The organism is Pseudomonas sp. G166, from assembly GCF_037027455.2.
Taxonomy (GTDB): Bacteria; Pseudomonadota; Gammaproteobacteria; order Pseudomonadales; family Pseudomonadaceae; genus Aquipseudomonas.
In genome coordinates, this window is record NZ_CP146985.1 from 1,781,232 (window position 1) to 1,803,690 (window position 22,459).

Below are 22,459 nucleotides of genomic sequence, written 5' to 3' on the forward strand. Positions count from 1 at the left end.
GGAGCAGCCATTAATGAGCTTCGGCGCCGATGAAGAGATCCTTCAGGATTTCCTGGTTGAGGCCGGCGAGATTCTAGAGCAACTGTCTGAGCAACTGGTCGAGCTGGAAAGTCGACCCGATGATGCAGACTTGCTCAATGCAATTTTTCGCGGTTTCCACACTGTAAAAGGAGGCGCCGGCTTCCTCCAGCTCAATGAGCTGGTGGAGTGCTGCCACATTGCCGAAAACGTGTTCGACATCCTGCGCAAGGGTGAGCGCCGCGTTGATTCGGAACTGATGGACGTGGTGCTCGAAGCGCTGGATGCGGTCAACAGCATGTTCAGCGAAGTGCGCGAGCGCTCGCCGATCACCGCTGCCACCCCTGAGTTGCTCGCTGCGCTGGCACGCCTGGCCGAGCCACAATCGGCTGACGAATCCGCTCCGGTTGTCGAGACGGTCGTTGAAGAACCGGTCGCCGAGGAGTCGGGCGACATCACCGATAACGAATTTGAACAATTGCTGGACTCGCTGAACGCCGTCAAGGCTGAAGCCGCTGCCCCGCCGGCCCCCGTTGTGCCGGCCACCGAGGCAACTGCTGCTGCCAGCGATGAAATCACCGACGACGAGTTCGAGTCGTTGCTCGATCAGCTTCATGGCAAAGGCCAGTTCGCGCCCGATGCGGTCGTTCCTGCAGCGACCCCGGCCGCCCCGAAAGCGGCGGGCGACAATTCCGATATTACCGACGACGAATTCGAGGCCTTGCTCGATCAGTTGCACGGCAAGGGCACGTTTGCCGTTGAAGCGCTGGATTCAGCCATCGCTTCTGCGCCGACGCCGGCCAAGCCCACCGCTGCGGCGGCGGGCAGTGACCTGATCAGCGATCACGAATTCGAATCGCTGCTCGATGAACTGCACGGCAAAGGCAAGTTCAGTGAAGTCGGGAAGGCCACGGCTGCCCCTGCTGCTGGCACTGCCGCCACTGCTGCGCCGGCGGCCAAGGCTGCGCCAAAACCTGCGGCCAAGGCACCGGAACCGAAGGCCGAGACGCCCAAGCCGGCTGCGGCAGCTGCCCCGGCAGCAGCCCGTGCCCCGGCGGCTGCGCCAGCGGAAAAACCGGCCAGCGAAGCCGAAACCACTGTCCGGGTCGACACCGCACGCCTGGACGAGATCATGAACATGGTCGGCGAACTGGTGCTGGTGCGTAACCGTCTGGTACGCCTGGGTCTCAACAGCCAGGACGAAGCCATGTCCAAGGCTGTGTCGAACCTCGATGTGGTCACGGCGGACCTGCAGACCGCGGTCATGAAGACCCGGATGCAGCCGATCAAGAAAGTCTTCGGGCGCTTCCCGCGCCTGGTTCGTGACCTGGCTCGCCAGCTCAAGAAAGAAATCAACCTGGAACTGGTGGGCGAAGAGACCGACCTGGACAAGAACCTTGTCGAGGCCCTGGCCGACCCGCTGGTCCACTTGGTGCGCAACGCCGTCGACCACGGCATCGAGTCGCCGGAAGAGCGCGAAGCCTCGGGCAAGGTTCGCAGCGGCAAGGTGGTGCTGGCCGCCGAGCAGGAGGGCGACCACATCCTGTTGTCGATCTCCGACGACGGCAAAGGCATGGACCCGAACGTGCTGCGTTCCATCGCGGTCAAGCGCGGTGTGATGGACAAGGATGCCGCCGATCGCCTGAGCGACACCGAGTGCTACAACCTGATCTTCGCCCCGGGCTTCTCGACCAAGACCGAGATTTCCGACGTGTCCGGCCGTGGCGTGGGCATGGACGTGGTGAAGACCAAGATTTCCCAGCTCAATGGTTCGATCAACATTTACTCGACCAAGGGCCAGGGCTCGAAGATCGTCATCAAGGTCCCGTTGACCCTGGCGATCATGCCGACCTTGATGGTGATGCTGGGCAACCAGGCATTCGCCTTCCCGCTGGTCAACGTCAACGAAATCTTCCACCTCGACCTGTCGCGCACCAACGTGGTGGACGGCCAGGAAGTGGTGATCGTACGGGACAAGGCACTGCCACTGTTCTACCTCAAGCGCTGGCTGGTCAGCTCCGCCGCTCATGTGGAGCAGGGCGAAGGCCATGTGGTGATCCTTTCGGTGGGCACCCAGCGGATCGGCTTTGTCGTCGACCAGTTGGTGGGTCAGGAAGAAGTGGTCATCAAGCCATTGGGCAAGATGCTCCAGGGCACCCCGGGCATGTCCGGCGCCACCATCACCGGCGACGGCCGCATCGCGTTGATTCTCGATGTGCCAAGCATGCTCAAGCGTTACGCCGCACGGCGTATTTGATTCTGGAGGGGCGGGGCCCAGGGCCGCGCCTCGTCTAACGGAGTGTTTATGGTAGTTAAAGTCCTGGTGGTGGACGATTCGGGGTTTTTCCGCCGCCGCGTCTCGGAAATTCTTTCGGCGGACACGAGTATTCAAGTCGTCGGTACGGCGACCAACGGCAAAGAGGCAATCGATCAGGCGCTGGCGCTCAAGCCAGACGTGATCACCATGGACTACGAGATGCCGATGATGGATGGCATCACGGCTGTGCGGCATATCATGCAGCGCTGCCCGACTCCCGTATTGATGTTCTCCTCCCTGACCCATGAAGGCGCGCGGGTGACCCTCGATGCGCTGGACGCCGGGGCGGTGGATTTCCTGCCGAAGAATTTCGAAGACATCTCGCGCAACCCCGACAAGGTCCGGCAGTTGCTGTGCGAGAAGGTCCATAGCATTTCCCGCAGCAACCGGCGTGCCGGCGCCTACAGCGCGCCAGCGCCTGCGGTTGCACCGAGCCCTGCGCCTGCCCCGGCATCGTCGGGCGGCTTCAATCCGCCTCCGGTGCGCAGCAGTGCCCCGGCGCCCGCACCTGCTCGTCCGGCGCCCGCCAGCCCGACGTCGCCGGCACCCAAGCGCAAGGCCTACAAGCTCGTTGCCATTGGTACGTCCACCGGTGGCCCGGTGGCGCTGCAACGGGTCCTGACCCAGTTGCCGGCCAACTTCCCGGCCCCCATCGTGCTGATCCAACATATGCCTGCGGCCTTCACCAAGGCTTTCGCCGAGCGCCTGGACAAGCTGTGCAATATCAGCGTCAAGGAAGCCGAGGATGGCGACATCCTGCGTCCGGGCCTGGCATTGCTGGCCCCGGGTGGCAAGCAGATGATGATCGATGGCCGCGGCGCGGTGAAAATCCTCCCGGGCGACGAGCGTTTGAACTACAAGCCCTGCGTGGACATCACCTTCGGTTCCGCAGCCAAGTCCTACGGTGACAAAGTTCTGGCGGTGGTCCTCACCGGCATGGGCGCCGACGGTCGTGAAGGCGCGCGCCTGCTCAAGCAGGGCGGCAGTGCGATCTGGGCCCAGGACGAAGCCAGTTGCGTGATCTATGGCATGCCGATGGCCATCGTGAAGGCGGATCTTGCCGACGCGGTGTACGGGCTGGACGACATCGGTAGACACCTGGTCGAGGCGTGCCTGTAATGGATGTGCTCAGCCTGATCGGCATTGTCATGGCATTCGTCGCCATCATTGGTGGCAATTATCTGGAAGGCGGTCATCTGGGGGCTTTGGCCAACGGTCCGGCGGCGCTGATCGTGCTGGGTGGGACCATCGGTGCCGCGCTGTTGCAGTCGCCCATGAGCGCGTTCAAGCGTGCCATGCAGGTACTGATCTGGATCCTGTTCCCGCCTCGCGTGGACTTGGCTGGCGGCATCGACCGGGTGGTGAACTGGAGCCTGACCGCGCGCAAGGAGGGCTTGCTGGGCCTGGAAGGTGTGGCCGATGCCGAGCCCGACAGTTACTCGCGCAAGGGCCTGCAATTGCTGGTCGACGGCGCCGAGCCGGAAGCCATCCGCAGCATTCTGGAGGTGGATTTCTACACCCAGGAAAGCCGCGACATCGAAGCGGCCAAAGTTTTCGAAAGCATGGGCGGCTACGCGCCGACCATCGGCATCATCGGTGCGGTGATGGGCCTGATCCACGTGATGGGCAACCTGGCCGATCCGTCGCAACTGGGCAGCGGTATCGCCGTGGCCTTCGTTGCCACGATCTACGGGGTGGCGAGTGCCAACCTGGTGCTGTTGCCGATCGCCGCCAAGCTCAAGGCCATCGCGTTGCGTCAGTCGCGTTATCGTGAAATGTTGCTGGAGGGGATCCTGTCGATCGCCGAAGGCGAAAACCCGCGCTCCATTGAGTTGAAGCTCCAGGGCTTCATGGACTGATGGGAGACATGGAAAATGGCCCGTCGCAGGCACACTGAAGAACACGTCAACCATGAACGCTGGCTAGTCTCCTACGCCGACTTCATCACACTGTTGTTCGCCTTTTTCGTGGTCATGTATTCGATTTCGTCAATCAACGAAGGCAAATACAAAGTGATCTCCGAGGCGTTGATCGGTGTCTTTACCGACTCCGACCGCGCCCTCAAGCCCATCCCTATTGGCGATGAGCGGCCCAAGACAACCACACCGGCCAAGCCGTTGGTCAGGGATGCCGAGCAGGTCGATGCCGGTATTGCCGGCGGCAGCGATCCATTGAAGAGCATTGCCGACGACATCAGTGCGGCGTTCGGCGACCTGATCAGCTCGAACCAGATGACCGTGCGCGGCAACGAGTTGTGGGTCGAGATCGAGCTCAATTCCAGCCTGTTGTTCGGCAGCGGCGATGCCATGCCCAGCGACATGGCGTTCAACATCATCGATAAAGTGGCGGCGATCCTGAAGCCGTTCGATAACCCGATCCATGTCGAAGGCTTCACTGACGACCAGCCGATCCGTACCGCGCAGTACCCGACCAACTGGGAGCTGTCCTCGGCGCGCTCGGCGAGCATCGTGCGCATGCTCGCCATGCAGGGTGTGAACCCCGGTCGCCTGGCGTCGGTGGGCTACGGCGAGTTTCAGCCGGTGGCCAATAACGCCACGGCCGAGGGCCGTGCACGCAACCGTCGCGTGGTGTTGGTGGTGTCGCGAAACCTCGATGTGCGTCGCAGCTTGACCGGTACCGGCACGGCCAATGCAAAACCGGACGCGGCATTGAAGCGCGCTGGCACACAAACTGCACCGACCTCGGACAAGTCGCCGGGACGACAGAGTGCCGTCAATTCTCCGTCACCCGCTTTATAACCGAGCTATTTCTCGGCCGAGCCTGTTTCGGCCGGGAGGAACGATCCGAATGAGAGTCTGGGCAGTTGCCAATCAAAAAGGTGGTGTGGGCAAAACCACATCTTCCATCGCTTTAGCCGGATTGCTGGCCGAGGCGGGCAAGCGCGTGGTCATGGTCGATCTGGACCCCCACGGCTCGATGACCAGCTATTTTGGTTACGATCCCGACAGCCTGGAGCACAGCAACTACGATCTGTTCCTGCACAAGGGTGTCGTGCCCGAAGGCCTGCCGGGGCAGTTGCTGTTGTCCACCAGCGACGAGCGGATTTCCCTGCTACCGTCGAGCACCGCCCTGGCCACCCTGGAGCGGCAGTCGCCGGGGCAGAGTGGCCTGGGCCTGGTCATCGCCAAGAGTCTGGCGCAGCTGTGGCAGGATTTCGATTACGCGATCATCGACAGCCCGCCGTTGCTCGGTTTGCTGATGGTCAACGCGTTGGCGGCCAGCCAGCAACTGGTGATCCCGGTGCAGACCGAACACCTGGCGGTCAAGGGCCTGGAGCGTATGGTCAACACGCTGGCGATGGTCAACCGCTCGCGCAAGCAATCGTTGGCCTTCAACATCGTGCCGACCCTGTTCGACCGTCGCACCCAGGCGTCCCTGGGCACCCTGCGCGTGTTGCGGGACATGTACCCGGATGATATCTGGCAAGGCTACATTCCCGTCGATACTCGCTTGCGCGACGCCAGCCGCGCTGGTCTGACCCCTTCGCAATTCGACGGCAAAAGCCGTGGCGTGCTGGCCTACCGGGCGCTGCTCAAGCACCTGCTGGCCCAACAGCTTGTTTCACAGCAGGTGGCTTAAGTGACGAGGTTTCCCACAGGCATCGTGCTCGCTTGCGAGCGCTCAAGTCCTACCGCATTCATGCCGATAACCTCTTTAAGCGGCGCACTGTTTCTATGAGCCGCCCGATAAAGACAACCTCGCGTCCGCAAATGGCCTTGCAGTCCTATCTGGACGGACTGTTGCAGGAAGCGACCGAAGAACTGCCAGTGCAACCGAGCGTGATCGAGGCGTTGCCCGAGACCTTGGAAGCCGAAGGTGTGCTGGATGAATTCCAGGCGGCCGTGCTCGAAGAGCAGGCCCGTGATGCGCAGAAGTCAGTGATAGCGGCGGCGGTGGAGGCACCGTATATCAAGCCTCAGGTGGCGGTGATGGACGCGCCCGCGCCGATCCTGACGCCGGTCTCGACCGTTGCGCCATTGTTGCAGGGCTTGGTGACGCCGGTAGTGGAAGTTCACTTGCCGCCGAGCAACCCGCCGCCGCCGGTGCCGAACGATGACCGCCCGGCCTGGGCCGCCGAGCCGTTCGAGTGTTTGTTGTTTGATGTGGCCGGGTTGACCCTGGCAGTGCCGCTGGTATGCCTGGGATCGATTTATTCCCTGGCCGGGCAGGAATTGACGCCGTTGTTTGGTCAGCCGGAATGGTTCCTCGGGATCCTGCCGAGCCAGGCTGGCAACCTGAAGGTGCTGGACACCGCGCGCTGGGTGATGCCGGACCGTTATCGCGATGATTTTCGCCAGGGCCTGCAGTACGTGATTTCGGTGCAGGGTTATGAGTGGGGGTTGGCGGTGCATCAGGTCAGCCGCTCATTGCGCCTGGACCCGAACGAGATCAAGTGGCGCAGCCATAGAGGCCAACGGCCATGGTTGGCCGGTACGGTGATCGAGCACATGTGCGCCTTGCTGGACGTATCCGAGCTGGCCGAGCTTATCGCCAGCGGCGGGGCAAAACACCTGGGCGGCTCCAAGCCGGTCCAGAAACCGAAATAAGACAACCCGTGGCGCACAGCGTCGCGGGACAGAACACACGCCGCCACAGGCGGTTTTTCGAGGGGTCAGGGTATGAATGATAAGGCGTCGTCTCTCAAGGGTTCCGAAGATCCGATTTTGCAATGGGTGACCTTCAAACTCGATAACGAAACCTACGGCATCAACGTGATGCGCGTTCAGGAAGTGCTGCGCTATACCGAGATCGCTCCGGTACCGGGTGCACCCAGCTATGTGCTGGGCATCATCAACCTGCGTGGCAACGTGGTCACGGTGATCGACACTCGCCAGCGTTTTGGCCTGAGCTCCACCGAGGTCAACGACAATACCCGTATCGTGATCATCGAAGCCGACAAGCAAGTGGTCGGCATCCTCGTCGACAGCGTCGCCGAAGTGGTTTACTTGCGTCAGTCGGAAATCGAAACCGCGCCTAACGTCGGTAACGAGGAGTCGGCCAAGTTCATCCAGGGCGTCTGCAACAAGAACAACGAGTTGCTGATCCTGGTCGAACTGGAAAAAATGATGAGCGAAGAAGAGTGGTCGGAACTGGAGAGTATCTGATTGATTCTTGAGGTAGCAGTCATTGTCCTGTTCCTTTTTTGGGCAGGCACGCTGGCGATGTTTGTGGCGTACATACGCGGCCAGCGGCAGATCGCCGCTCAGCAGGCCCAGGGCGATGCGCTGCGCGATCAGCGCATCAAGGACCTGGCCAAACGCGTCGACGATTATCAGAACGGTACTGTGCGCATGGGCGAAGCGATCCACGAGCTGCGTGCCGTGGTCGCGCCGTTGCCGGACAAGCTGGCCCAACTGGAACAACGCGACCCTTCCACCCTGTCCTTCGCCCAGGCCGCCCGCCTGGTTGGCATGGGCGCCAGCGTCGACGAACTGACCCAAGCCTGCGGCTTGACCCAGGCCGAGGCGGAGTTGATGAGCAAGCTGCATAAGGGCTGATCGCCTTCGCCCAGACCCAATTGTGGGAGCGAGCTTGCTCGCGATAGCGGTGTAACAGTCAACGAAGCTGTTGAATGTGCGACCGCTATCGCGAGCAAGCTCGCTCCCACAGTTTTTTGTCGTTCACATACCTGAGTGTTCCAGCCAACATAAACCCCTGTGGTGAGGGCGCTTGCTCCCTCGCCACAAGAGTGGCCTTACTGGTTTTTGGGATCAGTAATCGTCACCGCGATCGGTCACATCCTTCTCGACACTTGGCGCATTCGGGTCATAGCCCTGGGGAAACTTGCCCTTGAGGTTCCAGGCAAACGCGATGATCTCGGCAATCGTGCGATACAACTCTTCCGGGATGCTGTCTCCCAACTCCATCCGTGCCAACAGCTTGACCAACTCGGCGTTTTCATAGATTGGCACTTCGCTTTCGCGGGCGATGCGCAGGATTTCCTCGGCCAGGGCTTCGTCGCCCTTGGCGGTGAGGGTTGGGGCGTGGTGGCCGTCGTACTTGAGGGCGATGGCCTGGCGGGGTTCAGTGTGGGTCGTCATGCGGTTTCGTCCACCCAGCGTTGTTCCAGGCGTGTCTTGGGGCCTTGCGGCGGTGTGCCGAGGTGGCAGTCCAGGTCGCCGACGTTCAGGCCACAGGTCACCAGGCGCTCACGCAGCGCCGTCAGGTTACTTTCGATCAGGCTCGCGGTGTAGGGCCGCTCCGCCCACAACTGGCTCGACAGGCTACCGCTGAGCAATTGTGCTTGAACCTGCAGCGGCCCCAGGGGTTCCATGTCGAAGGCCAACTCGACCCGCCAGAGTTGTTGTTTCGGTTCGCGTTCTTCCCGGCGCTCCTGTGGCTGTTCCCGGGGCGGGGTTTCCTCGCGTTGGAATTTGACCTGCAAAGGCACGATGTCCTGCAGGTTGCGCATTGGGATTTCCAGCTGCCAGGTGCTCATCAGCCGGCCATCGTCGGTCAGGCCGGTCTGTTCCAGGCTCGACAACTGATGGCTTTGCAAGCGTGACACGGCAGCGGCTGCCAGGCGCAACAGGTGTTCCAGATCAGCGTCTTCGTCCTGGCCTTTCATCAAGCGCGAGGGCAGGGGAAAACTGGTGGGTTGTGGCTTGGCGCTGACCTGGCCGAGGGTTCCCAAGGCGTTGCGCACGAAGTTGGGCAATACCTGGGCCAAGGTATTGGCGGCGATGATGGCGCTGAGGTTGGTGGACGCAGGCAGGGCCGGTGTCAGTTGAGCAATCAGCTTCAGCAGGTCGCCTTTGAGGTCCGGCGCGAGGCTCGGCTGCCCGGCGAGCAATTTGCTTTCCAGGAACACACCGCTGGCGACCATGGCCTGGGCCAGTCCTTTGGACGTGCTCAGTTGCTGGACATCCGGCAGGCCAGCCAGCAGGCGTGTCACCGCGGCGCGCAGCTCGGCGCCAGTGTCGTCAGTGGCCGGAAGGTTTTGCAGGGCGTTGACCAGGCTGTCCAACGAGCCCTGCTGGCTCATTTGCGTGACCAATTGCTGGCTCACCGCCAATTGCTCCTGGCGGTTGCTCAGAGGGATGAATTTCAACGTCTGGGCATCTTGCACCTGAGCGCTCAACAGCGTGCCAATGCGCAGCGGTTGTGGGCTGTCGATATCCAGGGTGCTGCCAGCCTGGGCGGTATTCAGCAGGCTCACCAGCGACCGATACACCGCCGGTTGCCCAGGCAATTGCGGCAACGCCTGGCTGGTGAGCACCTTGCCTTGCAGCAGGGTGCCGACGGGCATCTGTGCGGTGTCGATTCGGGTCAGGGTGGCGACGCTGGAGGCGACGGTCTGTTGCACGGCAATCGCCAGATTGCTGGCCGATGGTTGGGTCACGGCCAGGTTGGTGCCCTGGGGCAGCGGCTGGGTGCTGGTGGCCTGGACGGTGGTTTGCCGGCCGCTCTCCAGGGTGACCTTGAGCAACAGCTGGAAAGTCTGGTCGGCCTGTTTGAGCGACAGCACTTCGGCCTGGGCCATCTGGCCGGAGCCGATCAGACCTTCGGCCGGCGTCAGCAGTTTGAGCAGCTCGCCATTGACCGCTGGCATACGCGTGGTTGCCGTGGCCTGGGGCAGCGGCAGGATGTTCATGTCACCTGTCATCTGCGGTACTAACCTTGGGGAAATAAGCCCTCTTTAGAGTAGGGCATCACATGTATAATGCCGCCCGTCTTTCAGGGAGTGGCAAAAACCTTGCAATTGTTTGACGCAGCTCTGTGGAACAGGCCGTCAATGCATCTATGCTGCATCTCTTTAACGGCCGCTGCACCGCCGACTTGAACCGTATAAGGCCCGCGATCCCTTGACCAGTCCTCTTTTGCAAACCGTCGACCTCGCCTGTGAGCGAGACTTGCGGCTGCTTTTCGAACACCTCGAATTGAGACTCTCCAATGGCGATATGGTGCAGGTCAGCGGCCCCAACGGCAGTGGCAAGACCAGCCTGTTGCGCCTGCTGGCCGGGTTGATGCAACCGACCGCCGGTCAAGTGTTGCTCAACGGCCAGCCCTTGCAGAGCCAGCGCAGCGAACTGGCCCGCAACCTGCTGTGGATCGGCCATGCCGCCGGGATCAAGGATTTGCTGACCCCCGAAGAGAACCTCAGTTGGCTCTGTGCGCTGCACCGGCCGGCCGGGCGCGAGGCGATCTGGCAAGCGTTGGCGACCGTGGGGTTGCGCGGTTTCGAAGACGTACCGTGCCATACCCTGTCCGCCGGCCAGCAGCGCCGTGTGGCCCTGGCCCGGCTGTACCTGGACAGCCCGCCGCTGTGGATTCTCGATGAACCATTCACTGCCCTCGACAAGCAGGGCGTGGCTCAACTGGAAGAACACTTGGCCCGTCACTGCGAAAAGGGCGGTATGGTGCTGCTGACTACCCACCACACCCTGGCCCGGATGCCGTCCGGTTATCGCAACATTGATCTGGGGAACTGGGCCGTATGAGTGTGTTTGGCCTGTTGCTTGCCCGCGAGGCGCGCTTGTTGTTCCGCCGCCCGGCCGAATTGGCCAATCCGCTGGTGTTCTTTGCGATCGTCATCGCATTGTTCCCGCTGGCGGTCGGTCCGGAGACTCAATTGTTGCAAACCTTGTCGCCGGGGTTGGTCTGGGTGGCGGCGCTTTTATCGGTCCTGCTCTCGCTGGACGGGCTTTTCCGCAGTGATTTCGAAGACGGTTCCCTGGAACAGTGGGTCCTTTCGTCGCACCCCCTGGCCCTTCTGGTTTTGGCCAAGGTACTGGCACACTGGGTTTTTTCTGGTCTGGCACTGGTATTGCTCTCGCCACTGCTGGCGATGATGCTGGGCTTGCCCGCCGCGTGCATGCCAGTGCTGCTAGTGTCGCTGCTGCTTGGCACCCCGGTGCTGAGCCTGCTCGGTGCGGTGGGGGCGGCATTGACGGTGGGACTCAAGCGCGGTGGCCTGTTGCTGGCCCTGCTGATTTTGCCGTTGTACATCCCGGTGCTGATCCTCGGCAGTGGCGCCTTGCAGGCAGCACTACAAGGCATGCCGGCAATCGGTTATCTGCTGTGGCTTGGGAGCCTGACCGCCCTGGCGATAACCCTGACACCCTTTGCAATAGCCGCTGGCCTGAAAATCAGCGTCGGCGAATAATAATGAGGCCTGGTCAAGAACTGACCACTTCCTTGGAAGTCAAGGCCGCCCCGGCGGTTCGCGATGGCGAGCCGCAACCGTGATGGAAATTGCAATGAACTGGACCTGGTTTCATAAGCTCGGCTCACCCAAGTGGTTCTACGGCATCAGCGGCAAACTGCTGCCCTGGTTGAGCATCGCTGCACTGCTGCTGATTGGCGCCGGCGTGGTCTGGGGCCTGGCCTTCGCCCCGCCGGACTACCAGCAAGGCAACAGCTTCCGCATTATCTATATCCACGTGCCCACGGCGATGCTGGCTCAGTCCGTCTACGTGATGCTGGCGGTGTGTGGCGTGGTCGGGCTGGTGTGGAAAATGAAACTGGCCGATGTGGCCCTGCAATGCGCCGCCCCTATCGGCGCCTGGATGACCGCCGTGGCGCTGGTCACCGGCGCGATCTGGGGCAAGCCGACCTGGGGCTCGTGGTGGGTCTGGGATGCCCGACTGACGTCGATGCTGATCCTGCTGTTCCTGTACTTCGGTCTTATTGCGCTGGGCAACGCCATCAGTAATCGTGACAGCGCCGCCAAGGCCTGCGCGGTGTTGGCGATTGTCGGCGTGATCAACATCCCGATCATCAAGTACTCGGTGGAATGGTGGAACACCCTGCACCAGGGCGCGACCTTCACCCTCACCGAAAAACCGGCGATGCCCGCTGAAATGTGGCTGCCGCTGTTGCTTACTGTATTGGGTTTCTACTGTTTCTTCGGCGCGGTGCTGTTGCTGCGCATGCGTCTGGAAGTGCTCAAGCGCGAATCCCGGGCCAGCTGGGTGAAGGCCGAAGTACAGAACAGCCTGGAGGCCGCTCGATGAGTTTCGCTTCATTCGGCGATTTCCTCGCCATGGGTCATCATGGCCTGTATGTCTGGTCAGCCTATGGCATTTGCCTGGCCGTGCTGGCCCTCAACGTGGCGGTGCCGATCGTGGCCCGCAAGCGGTATCTGCAACAAGAGGCGCGTCGTCTGCGCCGGGAGAACGGTCAGTGAATCCGCTGCGCAAAAAACGTCTTGTCATCATTCTTGCGATCCTGGTGGGGGTCGGAGCCGCGGTCGGCCTGGCCTTGAGCGCCCTGCAGCAGAACATCAACCTGTTTTACACCCCGACCCAGATCGCCAACGGCGAAGCGCCCAAGGACACCCGTATTCGTGCCGGTGGCATGGTGGAGAAGGGCTCGCTGGTGCGCTCCGGGGATTCGCTGGACGTGAAGTTCAACGTCACCGATTTCAACAAGACCGTGACCATCACCTACCGCGGCATCCTGCCGGACCTGTTTCGCGAAGGGCAGGGCATCGTCGCCCTGGGCAAGCTCAATGCCGATGGTGTGGTGGTGGCCGATGAAGTGTTGGCCAAGCACGACGAAAAATACATGCCGCCGGAAGTGACCAAGGCCCTGAAAGACAGCGGTCAGTCGGCGCCCGCTCCCGTGAAGGAGGGTTGATCGATGGCTGCTGGTATCTTTATTCCCGAGTTGGGCCACCTGGCGATGATCCTGGCGCTGTGCTTTGCCCTGGTACAGGCGGTGGTGCCGTTGTTCGGCGCCTGGCGCGGCGACCGTTTGTGGATGAGCCTGGCCCAGCCAGCGGCGTGGGGCCAGTTCGCCTTTATGCTGTTTGCCTTCGGCTGCCTGACCTATGCCTTCATGGCCGATGATTTTTCCGTGGCCTACGTTGCCAGCAACTCCAACAGCGCCTTGCCCTGGTACTACAAGTTCAGCGCAGTGTGGGGCGCTCACGAAGGCTCGCTGTTGCTCTGGGCCTTGATCCTCTCCGGCTGGACCTTTGCGGTCTCGGTGTTCTCCCGACAATTGCCCCAGGTGATGCTGGCCCGGGTGCTGGCGGTGATGGGCATGATCAGCAGCGGTTTCCTGCTGTTCCTGATCGTCACCTCCAACCCGTTCGAACGCATCCTGCCCCAGATGCCGACGGACGGCCGCGACCTCAACCCGTTGCTGCAGGACATCGGCCTGATCGTTCATCCACCGATGCTCTACATGGGCTATGTCGGCTTCTCCGTGGCCTTCGCCTTCGCCATCGCCGCGTTGCTCGGTGGCCGTCTCGATGCCGCGTGGGCACGCTGGTCGCGCCCGTGGACCATCGTCGCCTGGGCCTTCCTCGGCATTGGCATCACCCTCGGCTCATGGTGGGCCTACTACGAACTCGGCTGGGGCGGCTGGTGGTTCTGGGACCCGGTGGAAAACGCCTCGTTCATGCCCTGGCTGGTGGGCACTGCGCTGATTCACTCCCTGGCGGTCACGGAAAAGCGTGGCGTGTTCAAGAGCTGGACCGTGTTGTTGGCCATCGCCGCGTTCTCGTTGAGCCTGTTGGGGACTTTCCTGGTGCGCTCCGGCGTGCTCACGTCGGTCCACGCCTTTGCCTCGGACCCCGAGCGCGGCGTGTTCATCCTGATGTTCCTGCTGTTCGTGGTTGGCGGCTCGTTGACGCTGTTCGCCGTGCGTGCGCCGGTGGTGAAGAGCCAGGTCGGCTTCAACCTCTGGTCCCGGGAAACCCTGTTGCTGGGCAACAACCTGGTGCTGGTGGTGGCCGCCTCGATGATCCTGCTCGGAACGCTGTATCCGCTGGTGCTCGATGCACTGTCCGGCGCCAAGCTGTCGGTGGGCCCGCCGTACTTCAATGCGCTGTTCATCCCGCTGATGGCGATCCTGATGGTGGTGATGGCCATTGGCGTATTGGTGCGCTGGAAAGACACTCCGGTCAAATGGCTGCTGGGCATGCTGACACCGGTATTGCTCGGCACGGCGGCCCTGGCCGTGGTGGCCGGGGTCGCTTATGGCGACTTCAACTGGGCGGTGCTGGCGACGTTCATGCTGGCTGCCTGGGTGTTGCTGGCGGGCGTGCGGGACATCTTCGACAAGACCCGGCACAAAGGCCTGATCAAGGGCTTGCCAACCCTGACCCGCAGTTATTGGGGCATGCAGGTCGCCCACCTGGGCATCGCCGTCTGCGCCCTGGGTGTGGTGCTGTCCAGCCAGAACAGCGCCGAGCGTGACCTGCGCCTGGCGCCGGGCGAGTCCATGGACCTGGCCGGCTATCAGTTCGTTTTCGAGGGCGCCAAACACTTCGAGGGGCCGAACTTCACCTCCGACAAAGGCACCGTGCGGGTCATTCGCGACGGTCGGGAAGTGAGCGTGCTGCACCCGGAAAAACGCCTGTACACCGTGCAGAATTCGGTGATGACCGAAGCCGGGATCGATGCCGGTTTCACCCGCGATCTCTACGTGGCGCTGGGCGAGTCCCTGGGCGATGGCGCGTGGGCGGTCCGGGTTCACGTCAAGCCGTTCGTGCGCTGGATCTGGTTCGGCGGCCTGCTGACCGGCCTGGGCGGGGTGTTGGCGGCGCTGGATCGGCGTTATCGAGTCAAGGTGAAAACCCGGGTGCGTGAGACCCTGGGCATGACGGGAGCCACTGCATGAAGCGTTGGTTGATGTTGGTACCGCTGGCGCTGTTTCTGTTGATGGCAGTGTTTTTGTTCCGAGGGCTTTACCTGAACCCGACTGAGTTGCCCTCGGCGATGATCGGCAAGCCGTTCCCGGAGTTTTCCCTGCCTTCGGTGCAGGGCGACAAGAACCTGACCCGGGCTGACCTGCTGGGTAAGCCGGCGCTGGTCAACGTGTGGGGCACCTGGTGCATTTCCTGCCGGGTCGAGCACCCGGTGCTGAATAAACTGGCCCAGAACGGGGTGGTGATCTACGGCGTCAATTACAAGGACGTCAACGCCGATGCCTTGAAGTGGCTCGCCGAGTTCCACAACCCGTATCAACTGGACATTCGCGACGAAGAGGGCTCCCTGGGCTTGAACCTGGGGGTCTACGGGGCGCCGGAAACGTTCTTCATCGACGCCAAGGGCATCATCCGTGACAAGTTCGTCGGTGTGATCGACGAGCAGGTCTGGCGCGAGAAACTGGCCGCCAAGTACCAGGCCCTGGTGGACGAGGCCAAGCCATGAAGCGCTGGTTAGCTGCCGCCATCCTCGGGTTGAGCCTGGTCGGTGTGGCTCATGCCGCCATCGACACCTACGAATTTGCCAACGACGGCGAGCGCGAGCGGTTTCGCGAACTGACCAAGGAGCTGCGCTGCCCCAAGTGCCAGAACCAGGACATCGCCGACTCCAACGCACCGATTGCCGCCGACCTGCGCAAGGAAATCTTCCGCATGCTCGGCGAGGGCAAGGATAACCAGCAGATCATCGATTTCATGGTGGATCGCTACGGTGAGTTCGTGCGCTACAACCCGGCCCTGTCTTCCAGGACCGCGCTGCTCTGGTTCGGCCCCGCCGGGCTGTTGCTCGGTGGTTTTGTCGTCATCGCGCTGATCGTGCGCCGCCGCCGGGTCCAGCGCACAGCTGCCCCGGACACGCTTTCTGTCGAAGAGCGCCAGCGCCTCGACCAACTGTTGGATAAAACCAAGCATGATTGATTTTTGGCTCGCCGCAGGTCTGCTGCTTCTGATTGCCCTGAGTTTTCTGTTGATCCCTGTACTGCGCGGTCGCCGTGCCCAGCTGGAGGAGGACCGTACCGCGCTGAACGTGGCGCTGTACCAGGAACGTGTCGCCGAGTTGCAGGCCGAGCAAGAGGAGGGCGTGCTCAATGCGGCGCAACTGGACACCGGTCGCGCCGAAGCCGCCCGTGAGCTGCTGGCTGACACTGAGGGTGCCGATGCGCCTCGGGAGTCGCGGTTGGGCAAGCCGTTGCCGTTGCTCGCCGCTGTGCTGGTGCCGCTGTTGGGCTTGGGGCTGTACCTGCATTTTGGCGCCAGCGACAAGGTCGAGCTGACCCGCGAATTCGCCCAGGCACCGCAGTCGATGGAAGAAATGACCCTGCGTCTGGAACGCGCGGTGGCCGCGCAACCGGACTCCGCCGAGGGCTTGTATTTCCTCGGCCGTACCTACATGGCCCAGGATCGGCCGGCGGATGCGGCGAAGATCTTCGAGCGCACCGTGGCGCTGGCCGGACGGCAACCCGAGCTGCTCGGGCAATGGGCCCAGGCGCAATATTTTGCCGACGGCAAGAAATGGTCGGACAAGGTCCAGGCCTTGACCGATGAAGCGCTGAAACTCGATCCCAAGGAGGTCACCAGTCTTGGTCTGCTGGGTATCGCCGCGTTCGAAGGCGAGCGCTATCAGGAGGCGATCGATTACTGGGGGCGTCTGCTGGTGCAACTGCCGGAGGGCGACAAGTCCCGTGAGGCGCTGCAGGGCGGTATCACCCGCGCCACCGAGAAGCTGCAGGCCAGTGGCGGCAAGGTCGTCCAGGCCCCAGTGGCCAAGGCTGCGGCCTTGCTCAAGGTGCGTGTCGACCTGGCCCCGGCGCTCAAGGCCAAGGTGCAGCCGGGCGACAGCGTGTTCATCTTCGCCCGCGCGGCTTCCGGTCCGCCGGCGCCGCTGGCGGCCAAGCGCATGACCGTCGCCGATCTGCCCGCCACAGTGGAGTTGGGCGACGCGGACGCGATGATGCCGCAGCTGAAACTGTCGAACTTCCCTGAAGTCCAACTGGTGGCGCGCATCTCGCGGGCCGGTCAACCGACCGCCGGCGAGTGGATTGGCCGTAGCCAACCCCTGGCGAGCAGCACCACGGCGCAGCAACAACTGACCATCGACAGCCCGGACAAATAACAGGAATTCGCCCCATGACCGCCATCGCTCGTATCACCTTGCTCACGCTCGTTTTGGGCTTGAGCGCTTGTGCGGTCCAGCGCCCGCCAGAGCCTTCGGCACCGCTGCCACCCATTGCGCCTTCGACCCCGACCACCAAGCCGGGGCCGTCGACACCACCGGGCAAGCCTGTTACTCCGAACAAACCGGCCAAACCGCTGCCCCGCACCTCCGCCAGCTTCGCTCCGCCGCCGGGAGGCAACAGCCATTGGGATGCCAAGCTGGGAGTCTATGTTCTGGATAATCAGACCAATACCTTCTATCGCCAGCGCACCTATTACCGTTGGAACAACGGCTGGAGCCGCTCCGTCAGCCCGAACGGCCCGTGGGAAGAAACCACCATCGAAGGCGTACCGGCGGGGTTGGGGCGTCAATTCCACTAAGGATTGGCAATTGCCCCGAGGCGAAAGAGCAAGCTCCCTCGTCACAGAGGCTTGTTTGAACCGAGGGTAGGGGGCGGTGTTTGAGCGAGCAGGGGCCTTCAAGGTTCGACCTGCCATGTTCATCGTCGTAGAATGCGCGCCTTTGCGAGCCTTCATCGGCCAACCGCGTATTTATCGGAGCACCTGACCATGACGACTACCCCGACCGGCGACTACCTGGAAACCCTCTACGAAGGCTACGGCCAGCGTTTTCGGATGGACAAGCTGCTACACGAAGTGCGCACCGAGCACCAGCATCTGGTGATCTTCGAGAACCCGCGCATGGGCCGGGTGATGGCGCTGGACGGTGTGATCCAGACCACCGAAGCCGACGAATTCATCTACCACGAGATGCTGACCCACGTGCCGATCCTCGCCCACGGCGCGGCCAAGCGCGTGCTGATCATCGGTGGCGGCGACGGCGGTATGTTGCGTGAGGTGACCAAGCACGTGGGTGTCGAGCACATCACCATGGTGGAAATCGACGGCACCGTGGTGGATATGTGCAAGGAATTCCTGCCCAACCATTCCAAGGGTGCCTACGACGACCCGCGCTTGAACCTGGTGATCGACGACGGCATGCGTTTCGTCTCCACTACCCAGGAAAAATTCGACGTCATCATTTCCGACTCCACCGACCCGATTGGCCCGGGTGAAGTGCTGTTCTCGGAGAACTTCTACCAGGCGTGCCATCGCTGCCTGAACGATGGCGGCATCCTGGTGACCCAGAACGGTACGCCGTTCATGCAACTGGGCGAAGTTCAGACCACTGCCGGCCGCCTGCGTGGCCTGTTTGCCGACTGGCATTTCTACCAGGCTGCCGTGCCGACCTACATCGGCGGCGCCATGACCTTCGCCTGGGGCTCGACCGACACGGCCTATCGCAAGGTGTCCCGCGAGACCCTGCGCGAGCGCTTCATTGGCAGCGGTATCGTCACCCGTTACTACAACCCCGAAGTTCACATCGGTGCCTTCGCTATGCCGCAATACGTATTGCAGGCGATCAACAAGCCGAGTAACGACTGAATCAAAGCATCACCTGTGGCGAGGGAATTTATCCCCTCTGGGCTGCGAAGCAGCCCTAAAGCAGCGACCCAATGGCGCTGGTACACCGCGCTGTCGGATTCAAGACCGCTACGCGCTCCAGCGGGGATAAATCCCCTCGCCACAACCGTTCCCGCTTGAATGAGTAGGGGCTTTTGTGTTTCCAGATGTTCATTGCACAAAATTTTCACAAAATCTTGCGGACAATCTCCCGCGCTTTATCGCCGTCGGTTATTTAATGGCAATGCCTTAGCCGTTCGTGCAACATTTGCGCACTCGCGCAAGCCCCGGGGCCAGGCATTGGCCGACAGAGGGCGCGCCGTTGTTCTTTTTGTCACTTCAACTCCAATAGGTCCTCAATCGACATGGCAATTCCGGACGCCCTGAGTCAGCAGCGCACCACGCATCGCCTGCTGCAACCGACCGTCAAATCGCACCTGGCCTACACGTTGCTTTGTGCCTTGGTGATGATGGTCATGTTCAGCCTGCTGCGCGTGGCGCTGCTGGTTTATAACCGCGAGATGATTCTCGACACCCCGGCCTCGACCTTCGTTGAAGCGTTCATCAACGGCCTGCGGTTCGACCTGCGCCTGGTGGTCTACCTCTGTATCCCGTTGCTGCTGGCCCTGTTCAGTGCGCGGGCCATGGCGGCGCGTGGGTTCTTTCGTCTGTGGCTGACTGTCACCTCCAGCATCGCGCTGTTCCTGGGCCTGATGGAGATGGACTTCTACCGTGAATTCCACCAGCGCCTCAACGGCCTGGTCTTCCAGTATGTGAAGGAAGATCCGAAAACCGTGATGAGCATGCTCTGGTACGGTTTTCCGGTAGTGCGTTACCTGCTGGCCTGGGTCGGCGGCACTCTCATCCTGAGCCTGGCGTTCAAGGGCGCCGACCGTGCGACTCGCCCTCGTGGGCCTTTCAGCGGCGGCAGCATCGGCACGCGCCAGATTGCCCCGTGGTACGCCCGGATCGTGGTGTTCGTCGTGTGCTTGCTGGTCGCCGTGACCGCCGCCCGTGGCACCCTGCGCCAGGGCCCACCCCTGCGCTGGGGTGATGTCTACACCACCGATTCGAACTTCGCCAACCAGTTGGGCCTCAATGGCACGCTGTCACTGGTGGCGGCGGCCAAGAGCCGGATGTCCGAAGACCGTGACAACATCTGGAAAGCCACTCTCGAGCAGCCCCTGGCACAACAGACCGTGCGCGACATGCTGGTGATGTCCGACGACAAACTGGTGGATACCCAGACGGCCGCCGTGCGCCGTGACTACACGCCGCCGGCCGACAAGACCCTGCCTATCAAGAATGTGGTCGTGATCCTCATGGAAAGCATGGCCGGTCACTCGGTGGGCGCCTTGGGCGCGCCGGGCAACATCACCCCTTACCTGGATAAACTGTCCAAGGAAGGCCTGTTGTTCGACCGTTTCTTCTCCAACGGCACCCACACCCACCAAGGCATGTTCGCCACCATGGCGTGCTTTCCGAACCTGCCGGGTTTCGAATACCTGATGCAGACCCCCGAAGGCAGCCACAAACTGTCGGGCCTGCCGCAACTGCTCAGCGCCCGTGACTACGACGACGTGTATGTCTACAACGGTGATTTCGCCTGGGACAACCAGTCAGGTTTCTTCAGCAGCCAGGGCATGACCACGTTCATCGGGCGTAATGACTTCGTCAACCCGGTGTTCTCGGATCCAACCTGGGGTGTGTCCGACCAGGATATGTTCGACCGCGGCCTGGTCGAGCTCAAGGCACGGGAAAACGGCAAGCCGTTCTATGCCTTGCTGCAAACCCTGTCCAACCACACGCCGTACGCACTGCCGACGCCGTTGCCGGTGGCGCCGGTCACCGACCGTGGCAGCCTGAACGAACATCTCACCGCCATGCGCTACGCCGACTGGGCGTTGGGCCAGTTCTTCGAGAAGGCCCGCAAGGAGCCTTACTTCAAGGAAACGCTGTTTGTCGTGGTCGGTGACCATGGTTTCGGCAATGAACGCCAGATTACCGAAATGGACCTGGGGCGTTTCAACGTTCCGATGCTGTTGATCGGCCCGGGCATCCAGGAGAAGTTTGGCCAGCGCAACCATACCGTGGGTACGCAGGTTGATATCGTTCCGACCATCATGGGCCGTATCGGCGGCCAGGTGCGTAACCAGTGCTGGGGCCGCGACCTGTTGAACCTGCCAGCGGGTGACACCGGTTTTGGTGTGATCAAGCCGTCGGGCAGCGAGCAGACGACGGCGATCATTCGTGACGACAAGATCCTGGTGCTGCCGAAGGAAAAGGAAATGCCGCCGAAGATGTACCGCTATGAATTGGGTGCCAACCCGCATGCGGAAATCATCCCGGATGCACCGGATACCGAGCGGATGAAACTGCAGCTCGAATCGTTCCTGCAGACCGCCACCAAAAGCCTGCTGGACAACACCGCTGGCGTGGTTGACGGCAAGCCGGACTGATTATCGGCGAGCGTAAAAAAAGAGGCCTGCAGAGGCCTCTTTTTTTATGCTTACTTAGTGGTTTATATCTTGCCCAGTAACAGCAGGACCAACAGCACCACCAACACTACACCGATGATACCGGACGGGCCGTAACCCCAACTTCTGGAGTGCGGGAAGACCGGGAGACCACCGATCAGCAGGAGGATCAGGATAATGATGAGTATTGTGCCCATTGTTGATTTCCTTATTGGTCAGTTCTGGAGTGATGCAACTTTCAACTACCAGCACGCATGCGTTAAATCCGGGCGGCTTATTAACTCCGACCTTGGCGTCCTATAAAAAATTCAAAGTTTTTTGTTGTCGTATGGCAGAGCATTTGTGCAGCCCAATCCCCTCGCCACAGAGGCCGCGCTTCGATCAAAACCTATTACGGTTTGCCCCCGCCATTCAGCAATCTGATGGAGCGTGGGTCGCGTCAGGTCCTTCGCTACACTCGATCCATCTTTCCCGGAACAACAAGGCTGTTTGCTATGCAAAATCGCATGATGATCACCGGTGCCGGCTCTGGCCTGGGTCGCGAAATCGCGCTGCGCTGGGCCCGCGAAGGCTGGCGCCTGGCCTTGTCGGATGTCAGTGAGCCTGGCCTTCAGGAAACCCTCAGGTTGGTGCGCGCCGCTGGTGGCGAGGGCTTCGTCCAGCGTTGCGATGTGCGCGACTACAGCCAACTGACCGCGTTCGCCCAGGCCTGCGAAGAGAAGCTCGACGGCATCGACATCATCGTCAACAACGCTGGTGTGGCATCGGGCGGGTTCTTCAGCGAACTCTCCCTGGAAGATTGGGACTGGCAGATCGCGATCAACCTGATGGGCGTGGTCAAGGGCTGCAAGGCCTTCCTGCCGTTACTGGAAAAAAGCCGCGGCAAAATCATCAACATCGCCTCCATGGCGGCCCTGATGCAGGGGCCGGCCATGAGCAATTACAACGTGGCCAAGGCTGGGGTGGTGGCGTTGTCGGAAAGCCTGTTGATCGAACTGGCGCAGCAGGAGATCGGCGTGCATGTCGTCTGCCCGTCGTTCTTCCAGACCAATCTGCTGGATTCCTTCCGCGGCCCGACCCCGGCGATGAAGGCCCAAGTGGGCAAGTTACTGGAAAGCTCGCCGATCACCGCCGCCGACATTGCCGATTACATCTACCAACAGGTCGCCGAGGGCCAGTTCATGATCCTGCCCCATGAGCAGGGCCGGATGGCCTGGGCCATCAAGCAGAAGAACCCGCAGTTGCTGTACGACGAAATGACCGTCATGGCCGACAAGATGCGCGCCAAGGCCCGTCAGAACCCGAGTTGACCTGAATGCCCGGTGTCCTCAGGATGGCGCGACCCAGCCC

24 protein-coding genes are annotated in these 22,459 nt (G+C 61.7%); 21 read left to right on the forward strand and 3 right to left on the reverse strand.

All coding sequences use genetic code 11. The features are described from left to right. Positions 1–13 precede the first annotated feature (13 nt). From SGN16_RS08010 to SGN16_RS08045, 8 genes are all read left to right on the forward strand, one after another. A complete protein-coding gene (locus SGN16_RS08010) occupies positions 14–2,275 on the forward strand; it encodes a chemotaxis protein CheA (protein WP_339102071.1) in 2,262 nt (753 codons plus the stop codon). Between the two features lie 48 nt (positions 2,276–2,323). After that, complete coding sequence (locus SGN16_RS08015; protein ID WP_210643444.1) at positions 2,324–3,454, forward strand: chemotaxis response regulator protein-glutamate methylesterase; 1,131 nt, start codon at positions 2,324–2,326, stop codon at positions 3,452–3,454. Further along, positions 3,454–4,194: a flagellar motor protein gene (locus SGN16_RS08020; protein ID WP_025212520.1), complete on the forward strand. Its 741-nt coding sequence runs from the start codon at positions 3,454–3,456 to the stop codon at positions 4,192–4,194. Before SGN16_RS08015 ends, SGN16_RS08020 begins: the two co-directional genes overlap by 1 nt. A 15-nt stretch (positions 4,195–4,209) precedes the next feature. After that, the gene (gene motD / locus SGN16_RS08025) at positions 4,210–5,094 is read left to right on the forward strand and encodes a flagellar motor protein MotD (RefSeq protein ID WP_210643445.1); all 885 of its coding nucleotides are present in this window, start codon (positions 4,210–4,212) and stop codon (positions 5,092–5,094) included. 49 nt (positions 5,095–5,143) lie between these two features. Beyond that, a complete protein-coding gene (locus SGN16_RS08030; protein WP_135844314.1) occupies positions 5,144–5,935 on the forward strand; it encodes a ParA family protein in 792 nt (263 codons plus the stop codon). A 95-nt stretch (positions 5,936–6,030) separates the two neighbouring features. Further along, positions 6,031–6,903, forward strand: a complete 873-nt coding sequence (locus SGN16_RS08035; protein ID WP_339102072.1) for a CheW domain-containing protein — start codon at positions 6,031–6,033, stop codon at positions 6,901–6,903. 72 nt (positions 6,904–6,975) lie between these two features. Beyond that, positions 6,976–7,461 (forward strand): chemotaxis protein CheW, encoded by a 486-nt coding sequence (locus tag SGN16_RS08040; RefSeq protein WP_003183968.1) that lies wholly within the window; start codon positions 6,976–6,978, stop codon positions 7,459–7,461. Next, positions 7,462–7,854: a DUF2802 domain-containing protein gene (locus SGN16_RS08045; protein ID WP_210643447.1), complete on the forward strand. Its 393-nt coding sequence runs from the start codon at positions 7,462–7,464 to the stop codon at positions 7,852–7,854. Between the two features lie 213 nt (positions 7,855–8,067). Here SGN16_RS08045 and SGN16_RS08050 read toward each other — a convergent pair whose 3' ends face one another. Both SGN16_RS08050 and SGN16_RS08055 read right to left on the reverse strand, forming a co-directional pair. Then, positions 8,068–8,397, reverse strand: coding sequence for an EscU/YscU/HrcU family type III secretion system export apparatus switch protein (locus SGN16_RS08050; protein ID WP_003199146.1), 330 nt, complete (start codon positions 8,395–8,397; stop codon positions 8,068–8,070). Further along, complete coding sequence (locus SGN16_RS08055; protein WP_335945618.1) at positions 8,394–9,962, reverse strand: flagellar hook-length control protein FliK; 1,569 nt, start codon at positions 9,960–9,962, stop codon at positions 8,394–8,396. Before SGN16_RS08055 ends, SGN16_RS08050 begins: the two co-directional genes overlap by 4 nt. A gap of 199 nt (positions 9,963–10,161) precedes the next feature. Here SGN16_RS08055 and ccmA point away from each other — a divergent pair, with 199 nt between their 5' ends. The 12 genes from ccmA (at position 10,162) to SGN16_RS08115 (ending at position 21,091) form a co-directional block, all read left to right on the forward strand. Next, a complete protein-coding gene (gene ccmA / locus SGN16_RS08060; RefSeq protein WP_210643449.1) occupies positions 10,162–10,797 on the forward strand; it encodes a cytochrome c biogenesis heme-transporting ATPase CcmA in 636 nt (211 codons plus the stop codon). Further along, positions 10,794–11,462 carry a heme exporter protein CcmB gene (ccmB, locus tag SGN16_RS08065; RefSeq protein ID WP_024778686.1) on the forward strand — a complete coding sequence of 223 codons (669 nt, stop codon included), beginning with the start codon at positions 10,794–10,796 and terminating at the stop codon, positions 11,460–11,462. Before ccmA ends, ccmB begins: the two co-directional genes overlap by 4 nt. A 94-nt stretch (positions 11,463–11,556) precedes the next feature. After that, on the forward strand, positions 11,557–12,312 hold the full coding sequence (locus SGN16_RS08070) for a heme ABC transporter permease (RefSeq protein WP_335945619.1): 756 nt from the start codon (positions 11,557–11,559) through the stop codon (positions 12,310–12,312). Continuing rightward, a complete protein-coding gene (ccmD, locus tag SGN16_RS08075) occupies positions 12,309–12,485 on the forward strand; it encodes a heme exporter protein CcmD (protein WP_025212528.1) in 177 nt (58 codons plus the stop codon). Before SGN16_RS08070 ends, ccmD begins: the two co-directional genes overlap by 4 nt. Next, positions 12,482–12,937 (forward strand): cytochrome c maturation protein CcmE, encoded by a 456-nt coding sequence (gene ccmE / locus SGN16_RS08080; RefSeq protein WP_024778689.1) that lies wholly within the window; start codon positions 12,482–12,484, stop codon positions 12,935–12,937. Before ccmD ends, ccmE begins: the two co-directional genes overlap by 4 nt. Before the next feature lie 3 nt (positions 12,938–12,940). After that, positions 12,941–14,929 (forward strand): heme lyase CcmF/NrfE family subunit, encoded by a 1,989-nt coding sequence (locus SGN16_RS08085; RefSeq protein WP_210643451.1) that lies wholly within the window; start codon positions 12,941–12,943, stop codon positions 14,927–14,929. Further along, a complete protein-coding gene (locus SGN16_RS08090) occupies positions 14,926–15,462 on the forward strand; it encodes a DsbE family thiol:disulfide interchange protein (protein ID WP_210643452.1) in 537 nt (178 codons plus the stop codon). The genes SGN16_RS08085 and SGN16_RS08090 overlap by 4 nt, the downstream gene beginning before the upstream one ends. Then, positions 15,459–15,932 carry a cytochrome c-type biogenesis protein gene (locus SGN16_RS08095; protein ID WP_210643453.1) on the forward strand — a complete coding sequence of 158 codons (474 nt, stop codon included), beginning with the start codon at positions 15,459–15,461 and terminating at the stop codon, positions 15,930–15,932. The genes SGN16_RS08090 and SGN16_RS08095 overlap by 4 nt, the downstream gene beginning before the upstream one ends. Further along, a complete protein-coding gene (gene ccmI, locus SGN16_RS08100; RefSeq protein WP_210643454.1) occupies positions 15,925–17,127 on the forward strand; it encodes a c-type cytochrome biogenesis protein CcmI in 1,203 nt (400 codons plus the stop codon). Before SGN16_RS08095 ends, ccmI begins: the two co-directional genes overlap by 8 nt. Before the next feature lie 14 nt (positions 17,128–17,141). After that, positions 17,142–17,549: a hypothetical protein gene (locus tag SGN16_RS08105; protein WP_335945620.1), complete on the forward strand. Its 408-nt coding sequence runs from the start codon at positions 17,142–17,144 to the stop codon at positions 17,547–17,549. A 189-nt stretch (positions 17,550–17,738) separates the two neighbouring features. Next, the gene (gene speE / locus SGN16_RS08110) at positions 17,739–18,614 is read left to right on the forward strand and encodes a polyamine aminopropyltransferase (RefSeq protein ID WP_335945621.1); all 876 of its coding nucleotides are present in this window, start codon (positions 17,739–17,741) and stop codon (positions 18,612–18,614) included. Positions 18,615–18,997: 383 nt separating this feature from the next. Further along, on the forward strand, positions 18,998–21,091 hold the full coding sequence (locus SGN16_RS08115; protein WP_335945622.1) for an LTA synthase family protein: 2,094 nt from the start codon (positions 18,998–19,000) through the stop codon (positions 21,089–21,091). A 62-nt stretch (positions 21,092–21,153) separates the two neighbouring features. Here the strand turns inward: SGN16_RS08115 and SGN16_RS08120 are convergent, their stop codons facing one another. Continuing rightward, positions 21,154–21,306, reverse strand: coding sequence for a DUF3309 family protein (locus SGN16_RS08120; protein ID WP_003183939.1), 153 nt, complete (start codon positions 21,304–21,306; stop codon positions 21,154–21,156). Positions 21,307–21,603: 297 nt separating this feature from the next. On the opposite strand from SGN16_RS08120, the gene SGN16_RS08125 reads away from it, so the two are divergent. Continuing rightward, complete coding sequence (locus SGN16_RS08125) at positions 21,604–22,419, forward strand: SDR family oxidoreductase (protein ID WP_210643458.1); 816 nt, start codon at positions 21,604–21,606, stop codon at positions 22,417–22,419. Positions 22,420–22,459: the final 40 nt, after the last annotated feature.